A 13,347-nucleotide genomic window follows, 5' to 3' on the forward strand; every position below is an offset into this window, starting at 1 on the left:
GCCGCGCTGATGCAACTGTTCGCCGGACTCAACCCGGACCGGATCAAGGGTCCGGCCATGGCCGTGGGCCTGGGCCGCTATGCCATCGAACGCGCCGTCGAGTACGCCAGGGAACGCACGGTGTGGAAGACGCCGATCGGTGCGCACCAGGGCATTTCGCATCCGCTCGCGGCGGTGAAGGTCGAGGTGGAGTTGGCCAAGCTGATGATGCAGAAGGCCGCGACCCTGTACGACGCTGGCGATGAGATGGGTGCCGCCGAGGCCGCGAATATGGCGAAATACGCTGCGGCGGAAGCCAGTATCAAGGCGCTCGATCAGGCGATCCAGACTCACGGCGGCGCTGGCCTCACCAAGGAGTATGGCCTGGCCGCCATGCTCGCCGCCGCCCGCATCGGTCGCATCGCCCCGGTCAGCCGCGAGATGGTGCTGAATTTCGTCGCCCAGTACTCGCTGGGCCTGCCCAAGTCCTACTGACACTCTCGCCCTCGTCGTCCCGGCTCCGGGCGACGAGGGCAGGGGCGGCCACTCAAGGAGGTTCGATGCCCGAGACATCCACCGCGCCGTATGTGCGGTACGAGGTCGCCAATGGCTTCGCGACGCTCACACTCGACTCACCGCACAACCGCAATGCGCTCTCCTCGCGATTGGTGACCGAGCTGCTGCAAGGTCTCGACGATGCCGCGGCCGACCCCGCCGTACGCGGCATCGTGCTCGCGCACACCGGCAATACCTTCTGCGCGGGCGCCGACCTCAGCGAAGCCAGCAATGCCGATCCGGCGGTGGCCGCCGATGAGCGCACCCGCGTGATGATCGGCGTACTGCGAAGAATCGTCGAAACACCCAAGCCGATCATTGCCCGAATCGACGGCAATGTGCGCGCGGGCGGTATGGGTATCGTCGCCGCGTGCGATATCGTCGTGGCCGGTCCCGGCAGCAGTTTCGCCCTCACCGAGGTGCGAATCGGGTTGGCGCCGTTCATGATTTCACTGACCCTGCTGCCGCGGCTCAGCTCGCGCGCGGCCAGCCGGTACTACCTGACCGGTGAGAAGTTCGGCGCGGATACCGCCGAGCAGATCGGTCTGGTCACGGTCACGGCCGACGATCCGGTGGCGGAGGTGGCCCGGCTGTGCGCGGAGCTGCGCAAGGGCTCACCGCAGGGCCTCGCCGAGGCCAAGCGACTGGTCAACGCGGCCATCCTGGCCGAGTTCGACAGCTCCGCGGAGGAGCTGGCCACCCGCTCGGCGAGCTTCTTCGGCACTCCCGAGGTGTACGAGGGCATGGCGGCCTTCTTGCAGCGCCGTCCGCCGAGCTGGGCAGAGGCAGAATAGCGCCATGGTGACCCCCCACGAACCCAAGCAGGACCGCAGCCGAGCCACCCGGCAGCGCCTGCTCGAGGCGACCATCGACTGCCTGGCCGAAACGGGCTGGGCGGCGGCCACGGTCGCGGTCGTCGCGGAACGGGCGGGGGTGTCGCGTGGTGCGGCTCAGCATCACTTTCCGACCAGGGAAGATCTGATCACGGCCGCACTCGAGTACATGTTCGACAGCCGCACCCAGCGGGCCGTGGACGAGGGCAGGGTGGTGACCGCCATGGACGAAGGGATCGGCCGCACCGAGGCGGTGGTGGCCGGGTTGGTCGAGTCCTACACCAGTCCCCTGTTCAAGGCGGCGCTGCAGGTATGGACGCATGCGGCGGCCGATCCGGCACTGCGGGAGCGAATCGTCCCGCTGGAAGCCAAATTCGGTCGCATCTCCCATCGGCGTGCGGTGGAGGCGCTGGGAGTGGACGACTCCGATCCCGTTGCCCACCACCTCGTCCAGGCCACCCTCGACCTGGCCCGCGGGCTCGGTCTGGCCGATGTGCTGACCGATGACTCGGCCCGCCGCAAGCAGATCATTTCGCAGTGGGCGGCAACACTACACACCGCATTGAACGCCCCACGGTGATCCGTCGGTTTTGACACCCACCCTCGCGTACGCGGATATGGCTGCGGCAATTCCGCACTCGACGAACACCGGCCACCTGTCGACAATCGGGATCGGCGTACGCAGCCATGACCAGTCGACAGCCTCGCTCATGCCGCTAGCCTAACGTCTCGGTGGTATCCGGTCCGAGGCATCGGCCCAGGCGGCGCCCCAGACATACGCCCGCATGTGGGCTGATCGAACCGCCGCAGAGCCGCGAGGTGTGTCAAACGACAGCTCGAGCGTCCATCGGTGGGTTGTGTGCAGCTAGTCCTGCGCCGGGCCCTTGTCCGGTGATACGTGCCGGAACCAGCTGGCCGCCTCCTCGGGAGTCAGTACCCGCTCCAGCGTCAGATCGCCCAGCATATTCGGGAAGAACCTGCCCGCTGGCCAATTGCGCTGGTACGGTGGCGGATCCAGCACCAGCAGGCGGGTGCCGTCGACCACCGGGATATCCGAGGGCGTGCCCTCGTTCCAGATCCAGGAGCCGTCCGGCGCGACCAGATTGAACGATCCGGTGGTGTGCACCATGCCGGGCATATCGCGGCACATGGCGACCGCCTCCGCCGTCGGTGCTTCCCCGGGAATATGCCCACCGCCGATGAGCGCATCGGCGAGCAGGGTGTGCAGTTGGAAGTTGTCGCCGATGCCGGTCATCCGCATCGCGTAACCGGTGCCGGTCTCGCGGTGCAGCGCGATGAGCGGCTCGTCGTCCAGCACGATCAGCGCGTATCCGAGGCATTTGTCCCACCGGGCGGAGATCTCGCCCAGCGCATCGTGACGCTCGCGGATGATGTCGCGCCCCACCTGTCCGAACTTCTGCCGCACCGACTTGTGCTGCAACATGGCCAGACCCGCGCGGTTCCAGTCGTCCAGCGTCCACCACGACAGCGTCTGGTCGAATCCGAAGACCTCGAACAGCTCCGGGTCCAGCTCGACCTGTTCCGGGTCGGGTGCGTCGCCGACATCGGCCGCCGCCCACATCTCGGCGAATTCCTTGGCGCTGTCGAGTGTTTTCGCGAGGTTGCCGAGTACGCGGGGTGCACATGCCACCGGATCCGCACCACCCTCGACGCACGCGCCGATGAGGACCGCGATACTCGCCCGCGGTCCCGGCTGCACATCGGTCAACAGGTCGGCGAGCCGCTTTCCGCCCTGTGCGAGCTCTTGCGGCGTCGCCGATTGGTACAGGCGATGCATCTCCATATGAGCCTGCTGCTGTTCCTGCGGGTCCTGCGCGTGCACCGCGCGCTCGAAATCGAAGACGGCGTCAATGAATCGATCGGTGGTCGAGCTCATGCCTGCACGCTAACACGCTGCCACACAACGATTTTCGTGACTAGCACAGACCTTGCTGCTGCGCGTGCCCCTCATCGAGCGCATAGGAGGACGAACCGATGAGGACGCCGAGCAGGCCGCCGATGATCAGTCCGGGAATCGCGCCGAAAAGGAAGATGGGCAGGCCCGCGATGCCGCCGATGGTGGCGCCGAGCAGGCCGCCGAGCGCCGTCCTGAGCTCGATGCTGTCGCCGGGCGCCAGGCAGCCGTTGATCAGGTTCACCTGCGGGGCCGGTTCGGATGCCGCGGCGATCGGCTCCGATGAGGCCGCCGGTGCGGCGGGTGCTGGCGATTCGACCGGTTCCGCCGATGCGTTGGCGGCGAATCCGACGGTGAGCGCGATGGCGACCAGTGCGCCGATGACGGTTAAGGCGAATCTCGAAATGCTTCTCACAGTTGTCCTGATGGCTCGGAGTTGGCGCGTGACGTGATGGCGGATTCCGACCGTAGAGTCCCGCGCGGGACTTCATCATTGCCGGAGTTCGCGGCGTGCGAAAGAGTTTCGCGTGAAAGCCTCATTAAGAGGATTTCGAGGAAGCTTGTCCGCGAGGGCATGTCACACTCGCCCATCCTGCTTCGTCGTCTGTGTGAACGCGAAACAACGCAACGAACCAGGAGCGGGAAACATGTCGAACACCAAGAAGATCGCAGTGGCCGGAGCGACCGGACGGCTGGGCCGCCACGTGGTGGATGTGCTGAACGAGCAGGGACACGAGGTGGTCGCCTTCTCCCGGGCCAACGGTGTCGATATCGAAACCGGTGCAGGACTCGTGGAAGCGCTCGAAGGGGTGCAGGTTGTCATCGACGCGTCCAGCACGCCGTCCGCGGATAAGGACATCGCCACCGAATTCTTCACCGCTTCGGCGAAGAACCTGCACGAGGCGGGCCAGAAGGCCGGTGTCGAGCGCTTGGTCGTGGTCTCCATCATCGGCATCGACAACACCGTCGCCGGTTACAACGCCGCCAAGCTGGTCCACGAGAAGGTGCTGCTCGAAGGTCCACTGCCGGTACAGATCCTGCGCGCCGCCCAGTTCCATGAACTGGTCGAGGTGATGATGCAGTGGGGCACCCAGGGGGACGTCTCCTACGTCGCGAATATGAAAACCCAACTGGTTGCGGCTCGTTCGGTCGCGGAGGCGCTGGTGGATCTCGCGGTGAATCCGCCGCCGGAGTCCTCGGCTGGCCGGTTCCCGGAAATTGCCGGTCCACGCGCGGAGACCATGGCGGGTGCGGCTGCGCTGCTGGCCGCTCGCCGCGGCACCCCGGCCGCGGTCCGCGAGGTGAGCGACCCGGACAATGCCGACCGCGAGATCTTCGAGGACGGCACCCTGCTCGCCGGTCCGCACGCGGTCCTCGCGGGCCCGACCTTCGCGGAATGGCTCGATGCGACCGAGCCCGCGGCGAAGTAGCCTGAGCTTCGGCGACTCCGATGTGGTGTCCGAGCCGCCGAAACCGATCCGCCCGGTGCGCACGCACCGGGCGGATCACCTTACGCAGTGGATCAGTGGGCGGTGGTCAGGTCGTAGAGGGTGACGCCGTCGACCTCCGTTGCGGTGAAATGCTCTTGCACCCACTTGCTGATCTCGGCGCTGGTGCCGGAGCGACCCGGGCCGAAACCGCCTTCCTCGCCGCCGCGGTTGCCGCTGCCGATGAAGTAGTGGATCTTCCCGTCGGCGACAAACGCCTTGAACTGATCCAGCGTCGGCGACGGATCGCTGCCATTGAAGCCGCCGACCGGCATGACGGGCAGTTGGGTGGCCAGCTGGAATCCGGCGGCGCTATTGGAGCCGATGGCGGCGGCGACCCAGGTGTAGTCGGTGCCATTGTTTTCCAGCAGTGCGACGACCTTATCGCTCGGCTTGCTCGCGCCGAGCAGCCCACCGGCGGGGCCGCCCATCATCGGACCACCCTGGCCCGCAGGGCCATTGGTGCCGCCGGGCAGCAGGTCGGCGCCACCGGGCGGTGCACCCATTGCGCCATTCATGCCCCGCGCACCATTCATATTGCGTCCGTTGCCATTTCGCCCATCTGGCATGCCGCCCGGCCCGCCGAAGCCGCCTTCGCCGGGTCGATGACCGAACATTCCGATATTCGGTCCCGCCGACGGGATGGCACCCTCATGCGAGGTCGCAATGGTCTGGGCGGAATACGCGACGGGCCCGGACAATCCGGCGAAGGCGGCGGCCAGTGCCGCGACCAGAGCCAGCTTGCGCGGTGCGGGCAACAGCACCGTGATGGTCGCGAGCACGCCGACCACCAGCATCGTCCAGCGCAACCACGGTACGAAGTGCGAGTCGCGCGACAGCAACATCCAGGAGGTCGCGGTGGTCAGGCCGACCGCGAGTGCCGCGAACAACCGGACCCACAGCCGATGCCGCTGCTGCCACAGCTGGACCGCGCCGATGCCGACCAATGCCGCGACCGCCGGGGCCAGCGCCACCGTGTAGTACTGGTGGAAGATGCCCGCCATGAAGCTGAAGGTCAGTCCGGTCACCAGCACCCAGCCGCCCCACAGGATCAGCGACGCGCGCTGCCCATCGGTGCGAGTGGCCTTGCCGCGCAGCAGGATTCCCGCAATCAGTGCGACCAGTGCGGCCGGGATCAGCCAGGCGATCTGACCGCCCTGTGCGGGTTCGAACAGCCGGGTGATCCCGGTGCTGCCCCACATGCCCCCGCCACCGGGCGGCATATCGCCCCGGCCGGGGGTGACGCTGCCGTGCTCATTGCCGTTCAACCGGCCGAGCCCGTTGTAGCCGAGGGTGAGTTCCAGGATCGAATTATGCTGCGACCCACCGATCCACGGCCGCGACGATGCCGGCCACAGCTCGACCGCGAGCAGCCACCAGCCGGCCGAGACCAGCATGGCCGCGCCCGCCGCGAGCAGGTGCAGAATGCGCTTGCCGAGTTTGGGCGGACCGGCGATGAGATAGGTCAGCGCCAGCGCGGGCACCACCAGCAGCACCTGCAATTGCTTGGTGAGGAACCCGAATCCGATGAAGACACCGGTGAGCACCAGCCAGCGGATGCGCCCGTCCTCGACCGCCCTCGTCATCGCCCAGGCCGCCGCGACCATCAGGAATACCAGCAGCGCATCCGGGTTGTTGAACCGGAACATCAGCACCGCGACGGGAGTCAGCGCGAGCACGAGTCCGGCGATGAGCCCGGCCGCCGGGCCGAAGGGCCTGCGCACCGTCGCCCACACCAGTGCCACCGAGGCGATGGCGAGCAGCACCTCAGGGACCAGGATGCTCCAGGAATTCAGCCCGAACACCCGTACCGACAGCTCCATCAGCCAGAGCGAGGCCGGTGGTTTGTCGACGGTGATCGAGTTGGCCGCGTCCGAGGAGCCGAAGAAGAAGGCCTTCCAGGACTTCGAACCCGCCTGCACCGCAGCGGAATAGAAGGAGTTCGCATAGCCGTTGGCGCTGAGGTTGCACAGGTAGGCGATACCGGTGCCGATCAGGAGTGCGGCCAATGCCGGGTATTCCCAGCGGATCTGCTGCTTCGGTTGTGGTTCGGGCAGGGTCGCCGCAGTCGGTGCGGTCAGCGTCGCTGTCATCGGCGAACTCCATCAATGGTCGTCTTCGTAGCGCGCAGCATCGGCTGGGTGACCGCATCCGGTGCGGTCGTTCGGGTTTCGACCCCGCCGGTGGGGTTTCGGAATACCCAACGCAGACCGACGAATCGGATGAGGGTTGCGATCAGATTGGCCACCACCAGAACGAACAGCTCCAGGTGGACGGCCGCATCCGGGGCCCAGCGATGCAGGGCGAACAGCGATCCGCTGGTGACCAGCAGGCCGAAGCCGAATATCAGCAGCCCTTGGAATTGATGCGACACCACGCCGGTCGACCCACGCACTCCGAAGGTGAAGGCGCGATTGGCGGCGGTATTGCCGATCGCGGTGATGAGCAGTGCGAGGAAGTTCGCCCCCTGGGCACCGGTCATGGGCTGCAACATCAGGTACAGCAGCATATAGGCGAGCGTAGAAATCACGCCGACTATCGCGAACCGAACGACCTGCCCGACCATCCCCAAAGGCACACCGGGAACCAGTGGTTCGCGTCCGACCGCGCGCCGCAGTTCCTCCAGCGGCAGCGCACCTGTCGTCAGTCCGCGCAGCAGCCGCCACACCCCGAGCAGGTCCTTGCGTGCCGTATCGACGATATCCACGCGGCTGTCCGGATCATCGATCCAGTCGACCGGCACCTCGTGAATGCGCAGGCCCGCCCGCTCGGCGAGCACCAGGAGCTCGGTATCGAAGAACCATTCACCGTCCTGCACCAGCGGCAGCAGCTGGCGCGCGACATCGGTGCGCATCGCCTTGAATCCGCACTGTGCATCCGAAAACCGCGCCTGCAGTGAGGCTTTCAGGATCAGGTTGTAGCACCGCGAGATGAACTCCCGCTTGGGACCGCGAACCACCCGCGACGACGCGTCGAGCCGGGTGCCGATCGCCAGATCCGAATGTCCCGAGATCAGCGGAGCCACCAGGGGCAGCAGCGCATTCAGATCCGTGGACAGATCCACATCCATATAGGCGACGACCTGCGCGTCGGAGTGCTCCCACACCGCGCGCAGTGCGCGGCCCCGGCCCTTCGCATCCAGATGCACCACCCGCACGTCGTCGAGCTCATCGGCGAGCAGTTGCGCGACCTGCATGGTGTCATCGGTGCTCGCATTGTCGGCAACGGTGATCCGGGTCGGGAACGGAAACCCGTCGCGCAGGTAGGCGTGCAGCCGCCGCACGCAAATGCCCAGGTCGGCCTCTTCGTTATAGACAGGGATCACGACGTCCAGCACGGGCGTGATCACCGTTTCGGTCATATCCGCCCGGTGCGCGGCGGTCGTCGATTCGGTCATGGTGACCACCCTCGCCAACCGCGCTGGAGCCCAGCTGGGCCCTGGCTGTGAGGTTCCTGGGGACTATTGCCTACTGGAGCCTGCGGATCCGCAAGATCGTGTCGGAGCGGGTGCCGACCTGCCCCTCCGGCCCGGTCGCCACCCGCTCGACCTCATCCGCGGTCTCCACCCGCCACTCATCTCCGTCGAATGCGAGTCCATCCAGTACCTCATCCATCGTCGGAAAGTGCACGTCATGCCGATGCTCCATAAACGATGGCCACCCCGCATGCAACCCAATCAACAGCACCCCGCCAACGGCCACCGCCTCAGCGGCCCGCCGCAAAATCTTCGCCCGCTCGTCCCCCTGCGCAACCGGTGAATGAAAGAACTGCGCCGAAACCAAATCGAACTCCCCCGCCGGAAACGACTGCGCCAGATCATGTTCCGCGAACAAGATCCGATCCGCGACCCCCTCCTCAGCGGCATGCGCCCCCGCCCGCCGCAACGCCGTCGCAGACACATCGACCGCCGTGACCCGCCACCCGTTCCGTGCCAACCACACAGCGTCACCCCCCTCACCACACCCGAGATCCAGTGCAGTCCCCACCACAAGCCCGACAGCCTCCCGCACCAACAACGGATTGGGATTCCCCGTCCAAACCTGATCCCGATCCTGATAAAACTCCTCCCAGAATTCCCGCCCGGTCCGCAATCCAGCCCCGTCGCCCATCCGTCGATCTCCCATCCAATTCGCCCCGCGCCATATCCGCCCTCACCGCATGATGTCCCCCCACCATCCACAAGCCCAACTTTCTTGCCGCTTCAGCAAAAGCCCAACACTGGCTCCCCATTTTCGAGAATGTGCTGATGCAGGTGTGCTCTCGACGTTTACCGGCGTGAGTGCATGGTGATCATTCGTCCAGGATTGCGCGTCGGGTCCGGATCGGACATCGGGACGATGCTTCGGGATCAGTTTTGCGTTGACGGTGTGTTTCGTGATGGCTTGTTCGATCGGTCCATCCGTTAGCACTGGGGCACCGAGTGGTTCGGTTCCGCGAGGGCGGTGCACGCGTCACCGATTCCCTGGGAAACGAGCACGGCTTCGGTTCGCGTGACACCATCGCGGCAACACCCGCTATCGCCGAACACCTCCTGACTCTGGTCGATCGCTGGCGCAGGCTGTTGCGGGTTGGGGTTCGACCGAGTTGGCCGAGGTCGGGTGGGGTGTTGGTACCGTCGGGGTGTGATGCGTAGTGGGCGGGGCGTGGGTGAGGTGCCGCCTGAGCGGGTGGATGCTCGGACCGAGCGGTGGCGGGAGCATCGGCGCAAGGTTCGGGCGGATTTCGTCGATGCGGCGTTTCGGGCGCTCGACAGGTTCGGGCCCGAGGTCAGCATGGGCGATATCGCGAAGGAGGCCGGTGCGGCCAAACCCAAGCTGTATCGGCACTTCGAGGATAAGACCGACCTCTACAACGCCATTGTCGACCGGGTCGGTGACATGCTGTGGGAGCGGATCGTCGCCGGTGTCGACCTGACCAATGATTCGGCGCGCGAGGTGATCCGGCGTGGCGCGGCCGAATATGTGCTCGTGGTGACCGAGCATCCGAATGTCTTCCGCTTCATGCTGCACAGCCACTTCACCCGGCGCGCCGATGATTCCGAGCGCGCGCTGCAGTCGGCTCGCCAGTCGGCCAAGCGGGCGGCCGATCTGTTCACCGGATTGCTCGCGGACAGTTCCGTCGAGGTGTCCAGCGTCGAACTGGTCAACTATTCCATTTTCGGCGCGGTGGCCTCGGCCACCGACTGGTGGCTCGGCGCGAACCGACTACCGGCGCATGCGATGCCGATCGAGAAGTTCGTCGCCTATCTGGCCGAGATCGTCTCCGCATTGGCCGAGGCCAACGCGCGACTGAACGGCATCAGCATGGACGCGGATCTGCCACTGCACCTTGCGTTTTCCAGCGAGTGATGTGCGCACCACCGGTGGCGCCGACCGCGGGCGCGCCAGTGGCGGTCGGCTTCCACAGCCACATCGAACCCCATTGTTCTCACTGAACCGCTCCGTTGCGGCCCACGGTGGCTGCGATACCTCGAGTATGTACCCACCCACCGACAAGTTTCGGCGCTAGCTCGCCGACAGCCGCCAGAGCGGGGAAACAGGCCCGTGACCTGCACCGAGATCGTAGGACGCGGCCAGACACCGGTAGGTCCAGTCCTTGGCGAACGCGACCGCGTCGGGCACCGAGTAGCCATTGGCGAGTGCGCACGCAATGGCGGCGGCCAGGGTGTCCCCACCGCCGTGGTCGTTCCCGGTGCTGATCCGCGGCGCGGTGAACTCCAGAAATTGATCGCCATCGAAGAGCAGATCGGTGCTGACCTCGGAGGATCGCAAATGTCCGCCCTTGACGACTGCCCACTGCGCCCCGAGCTCGTGCAGCGCCCGCGCGGCCCGCCGCGCCGAGGCGTCATCGGTGACCTCGATGCCGGTGATCAGCCGCACCTCGTCGAGATTCGGTGTCACCACCGTGGCCAGCGGAATCAGCGTATGCCGCACCGCATCCAGCGCCTCGGCGTGCAGCAGCGCATCACCGTGCATGGACGCCGCGACGGGATCGACCACGAGGGGCGTGCGGTCCCGCCCGATCCCCACCTCCTGGCAGACCGCCGCGACGGATTCGATAATGGCCGTCGAGGCCAACATCCCGGTCTTGGCCGCCCCGACCCCGATATCCCCGACCACCGAACGCACCTGATCGGCCACGATCTGCGGCGGAATCTCATGGAACCCGCTCACCCCGACCGAGTTCTGCACCGTCACCGCGGCCACCGCCACACACGCGTGCACGCCGCACAGGGCCATGGTCCGCGAATCGGCCTGAATACCCGCGCCGCCCCCGGAGTCGGTTCCGGCAATGGTGAGGACACGAACCGGAGTCTGCCCGTCGGGCACAAGCGGCAGCAATTTCACACCCCAGACCCTACTCAGCGGCCGCACCGACCTCGCCATTCCGGTGAAGTTCCTGGTGGCCCTGCGGCCCGGATTCATCTCGCCGACGCTGGCCGCGCAGATGGCCAGCACCTTCCAGCGCCAGACCGGTGGCCGCCTGCTGATCAATGTGGTGACCGGCGGTGAGTCCGCCGAGCAGCGCGCCTATGGCGACTTCCTCGACAAGGACGCCCGCTATGTGCGCACCGGCGAATTCCTCGAGGTGGTGCGCAGACTCTGGGCGGGCGACACCGTAAGCCTGACCGGCGAGCACATCCACATCGCCGACGCGAAACTGGCCCGGGTGCCGAATCCGGTGCCCGAGGTGTACTTCGGCGGCTCCTCGCCGATCGCGGGCACCGTTGCGGCCGCGCACTCCGATGTCTACCTGACCTGGGGTGAGCCGCCCGCGCAGGTCGCCGAGAAGATCGCCTGGATCACCGAACTGGCCCACCGTGCGGGCCGCACCGTGCGTTTCGGTATCCGACTGCATGTGATCACCCGCGACACCTCGGAACTGGCCTGGGCCGAGGCGAACCGGCTGCTGGCCGGTTTCGATCCGGCGGCCGTCGCCGATATCCAGAAATCGTTGGCGCGCAGCGAATCCGAGGGGCAGCGCCGAATGCTCGCGCTGCACGCGGGCGCCAGCGACGCGCTGGAGATCTACCCGAATCTGTGGGCGGGCATCGGACTGGTGCGCGGCGGCGCGGGCACGGCGCTGGTCGGCAGTCACGAGGAGGTGGCCGAGCGCATTCTCGAATACCACGACCTCGGCATCGATGAGTTCGTGCTCTCCGGATATCCGCATCTGGAGGAGGCGTACTGGTTCGGTGAGGGCGTGCTGCCGCGGCTGGCTGCGCGTGGGCTGTGGCGGCATCCGGATGCGCCGGTGGCGGCGCAGCGCGGTCTCGAAGTCGCGTCGTCCTGATGTCCCGGACGACCCACCCGGCCACATCTAAATGAAAACCATTATCATTAATTCGTGACCACTGCATCGTCTCCTGATCTGCTGCCCGTGACCGTGCTCTCCGGCTTCCTCGGCGCGGGCAAGACGACCCTGCTCAACCACATCCTGGCCAATCGGGACGGCCGCCGCATCGCGGTCATCGTCAATGACATGAGCGAGGTCAATATCGATGCCGCGCTCGTCGCGGGGCAGGGCCAGCTCGACCGCACCGAGGAGAAGTTGGTCGAGCTGACCAACGGCTGTATCTGTTGCACCCTGCGCGAGGATCTGATCGAAGCGGTCGGCAGGCTCGCCAGGGCTGGTCGCTTCGATCAACTGGTCATCGAATCCACCGGGATCTCCGAACCGATGCCGGTGGCCGCGACCTTCGACTGGGAGTTCGAGGACGGCTTCGAACTCGGTGATATCGCCCGCCTCGACACCATGGTCACGGTGGTGGACGCCTCGACCTTCCTCGCCGAGATCGCCCGCGGTCAGGCACTCGCTGAACGGAATCTGCAAGCGGGCGACGGGGATACGCGCACCATCGCCGATTTGCTGGTCGACCAGGTGGAATTCGCGGACGTGCTGCTGATCAACAAGACCGACCTGGTCAGCGCGAATGCCGTCGGAACCGTGGAAGCGACGGTGCGACGGCTCAATCCGCGCGCCCATGTGCTGCGCACCGAAAAGGGTGTGGTGGATCTCGCGGAAGTCCTCGCTACCGGCCGCTACAACCCGGTCGTCGCCGCCGAATCCGAGGGCTGGGCCGAGGAACTCGCTGGCGGCCACACCCCTGAAACCGAGGAATACGGCATCCGCAGCCTCACCTACACCGCCGAGCGGCCCTTCCATCCCGAACGCCTGGCCGATGCCCTCGCCCGACTCCGCGGCATCTTGCGTAGCAAGGGTTTCTGCTGGTTGGCCACCCGCCCCGAGTTCGCCGCCATCTGGTCCCAGGCCGGTCCCAACCTGACCTTCGAGCCCGCCACCTGGTGGTCCGCCCTCGAAGTCCCCGCGGGCCAGGAAATCGTCTTCATCGGCGTGAAACTCGACCTCGACGAGATTCGCCGACTCCTCGATGCCGCGGTCTTGACCGACGCCGAATTCGCCGCTGGCCCGACCGCCTGGTCCACTTACCCCGACCCGTTCCCCACCTGGGGCGAGCTCCACAACCACCACTGAGCGCCAGAAACCCACGCACCGGATCGGGGCGTGGGTTTCTGGTCGATTGGGGGAACCTGCCGAGTTCGCGCGGCATCGTGGC

At 66.4% G+C, this 13,347-nt stretch carries 13 protein-coding genes; 7 read left to right on the forward strand and 6 right to left on the reverse strand.

Annotation, left to right across the window (positions count from 1 at the left end):
• The 3 genes from ABZW16_RS13330 to ABZW16_RS13340 all read left to right on the forward strand — a co-directional run.
• The coding region (locus ABZW16_RS13330) for an acyl-CoA dehydrogenase family protein (protein ID WP_354955441.1) at window positions 1-474 on the forward strand (474 nt) is incomplete at its 5' end.
• Window positions 475-539: 65 nt separating this feature from the next.
• Window positions 540-1,328, forward strand: coding sequence for an enoyl-CoA hydratase family protein (locus ABZW16_RS13335; RefSeq protein WP_354955443.1), 789 nt, complete (start codon window positions 540-542; stop codon window positions 1,326-1,328).
• Window positions 1,329-1,332: 4 nt separating this feature from the next.
• The gene (locus ABZW16_RS13340) at window positions 1,333-1,947 is read left to right on the forward strand and encodes a TetR/AcrR family transcriptional regulator (protein WP_354955445.1); all 615 of its coding nucleotides are present in this window, start codon (window positions 1,333-1,335) and stop codon (window positions 1,945-1,947) included.
• A gap of 285 nt (window positions 1,948-2,232) precedes the next feature.
• Here the strand turns inward: ABZW16_RS13340 and ABZW16_RS13345 are convergent, their stop codons facing one another.
• Together ABZW16_RS13345 and ABZW16_RS13350 are read right to left on the reverse strand one after the other, a co-directional pair.
• The gene (locus ABZW16_RS13345) at window positions 2,233-3,264 is read right to left on the reverse strand and encodes a hypothetical protein (protein ID WP_354955447.1); all 1,032 of its coding nucleotides are present in this window, start codon (window positions 3,262-3,264) and stop codon (window positions 2,233-2,235) included.
• 40 nt (window positions 3,265-3,304) lie between these two features.
• Complete coding sequence (locus tag ABZW16_RS13350) at window positions 3,305-3,697, reverse strand: hypothetical protein (protein WP_354955449.1); 393 nt, start codon at window positions 3,695-3,697, stop codon at window positions 3,305-3,307.
• A gap of 232 nt (window positions 3,698-3,929) precedes the next feature.
• On the opposite strand from ABZW16_RS13350, the gene ABZW16_RS13355 reads away from it, so the two are divergent.
• Window positions 3,930-4,712: an NAD(P)H-binding protein gene (locus ABZW16_RS13355; protein WP_354955451.1), complete on the forward strand. Its 783-nt coding sequence runs from the start codon at window positions 3,930-3,932 to the stop codon at window positions 4,710-4,712.
• A 92-nt stretch (window positions 4,713-4,804) separates the two neighbouring features.
• Here ABZW16_RS13355 and ABZW16_RS13360 read toward each other — a convergent pair whose 3' ends face one another.
• The 3 genes from ABZW16_RS13360 to ABZW16_RS13370 form a co-directional block, all read right to left on the reverse strand.
• Window positions 4,805-6,862 carry a glycosyltransferase family 39 protein gene (locus ABZW16_RS13360; RefSeq protein ID WP_354955452.1) on the reverse strand — a complete coding sequence of 686 codons (2,058 nt, stop codon included), beginning with the start codon at window positions 6,860-6,862 and terminating at the stop codon, window positions 4,805-4,807.
• Entirely contained in the window at window positions 6,859-8,166 is a 1,308-nt protein-coding gene (locus tag ABZW16_RS13365; protein WP_354955454.1) for a bifunctional glycosyltransferase family 2/GtrA family protein, read from the reverse strand. The genes ABZW16_RS13360 and ABZW16_RS13365 overlap by 4 nt, the downstream gene beginning before the upstream one ends.
• A 70-nt stretch (window positions 8,167-8,236) precedes the next feature.
• Window positions 8,237-8,893 (reverse strand): class I SAM-dependent methyltransferase, encoded by a 657-nt coding sequence (locus ABZW16_RS13370; RefSeq protein ID WP_354955456.1) that lies wholly within the window; start codon window positions 8,891-8,893, stop codon window positions 8,237-8,239.
• 501 nt (window positions 8,894-9,394) lie between these two features.
• Between ABZW16_RS13370 and ABZW16_RS13375 the strand changes: the two genes are divergently transcribed.
• Window positions 9,395-10,117: a TetR/AcrR family transcriptional regulator gene (locus ABZW16_RS13375; protein ID WP_354955568.1), complete on the forward strand. Its 723-nt coding sequence runs from the start codon at window positions 9,395-9,397 to the stop codon at window positions 10,115-10,117.
• 156 nt (window positions 10,118-10,273) lie between these two features.
• Here the strand turns inward: ABZW16_RS13375 and thiD are convergent, their stop codons facing one another.
• Window positions 10,274-11,116: a bifunctional hydroxymethylpyrimidine kinase/phosphomethylpyrimidine kinase gene (thiD, locus tag ABZW16_RS13380; RefSeq protein ID WP_354955458.1), complete on the reverse strand. Its 843-nt coding sequence runs from the start codon at window positions 11,114-11,116 to the stop codon at window positions 10,274-10,276.
• 43 nt (window positions 11,117-11,159) lie between these two features.
• On the opposite strand from thiD, the gene ABZW16_RS13385 reads away from it, so the two are divergent.
• On the forward strand, window positions 11,160-12,062 hold the full coding sequence (locus ABZW16_RS13385; RefSeq protein WP_354955460.1) for an LLM class flavin-dependent oxidoreductase: 903 nt from the start codon (window positions 11,160-11,162) through the stop codon (window positions 12,060-12,062).
• A gap of 54 nt (window positions 12,063-12,116) precedes the next feature.
• Entirely contained in the window at window positions 12,117-13,265 is a 1,149-nt protein-coding gene (locus ABZW16_RS13390; protein WP_354955462.1) for a GTP-binding protein, read from the forward strand.
• The last annotated feature ends 82 nt before the right edge of the window (window positions 13,266-13,347 follow it).

It is taken from the genome of Nocardia sp. NPDC004604 (genome assembly GCF_040609795.1).
GTDB lineage: Bacteria > Actinomycetota > Actinomycetes > Mycobacteriales > Mycobacteriaceae > Nocardia.

Excerpts from the sequence above, each read along its gene's own strand:
- ABZW16_RS13335 (WP_354955443.1), top strand. The coding sequence starts at position 540 with ATGCCCGAGACATCCACCGCGCCGTATGTGCGGTACGAGGTCGCCAAT.
- ABZW16_RS13340 (WP_354955445.1), top strand. The coding sequence starts at position 1,333 with ATGGTGACCCCCCACGAACCCAAGCAGGACCGCAGCCGAGCCACCCGG.
- ABZW16_RS13345 (WP_354955447.1), bottom strand. The coding sequence starts at position 3,264 with ATGAGCTCGACCACCGATCGATTCATTGACGCCGTCTTCGATTTCGAG.
- ABZW16_RS13355 (WP_354955451.1), top strand. The coding sequence starts at position 3,930 with ATGTCGAACACCAAGAAGATCGCAGTGGCCGGAGCGACCGGACGGCTG.
- ABZW16_RS13360 (WP_354955452.1), bottom strand. The coding sequence starts at position 6,862 with ATGACAGCGACGCTGACCGCACCGACTGCGGCGACCCTGCCCGAACCA.
- ABZW16_RS13365 (WP_354955454.1), bottom strand. The coding sequence starts at position 8,166 with ATGACCGAATCGACGACCGCCGCGCACCGGGCGGATATGACCGAAACG.
- ABZW16_RS13370 (WP_354955456.1), bottom strand. The coding sequence starts at position 8,893 with ATGGGAGATCGACGGATGGGCGACGGGGCTGGATTGCGGACCGGGCGG.
- ABZW16_RS13375 (WP_354955568.1), top strand. The coding sequence starts at position 9,395 with ATGCGTAGTGGGCGGGGCGTGGGTGAGGTGCCGCCTGAGCGGGTGGAT.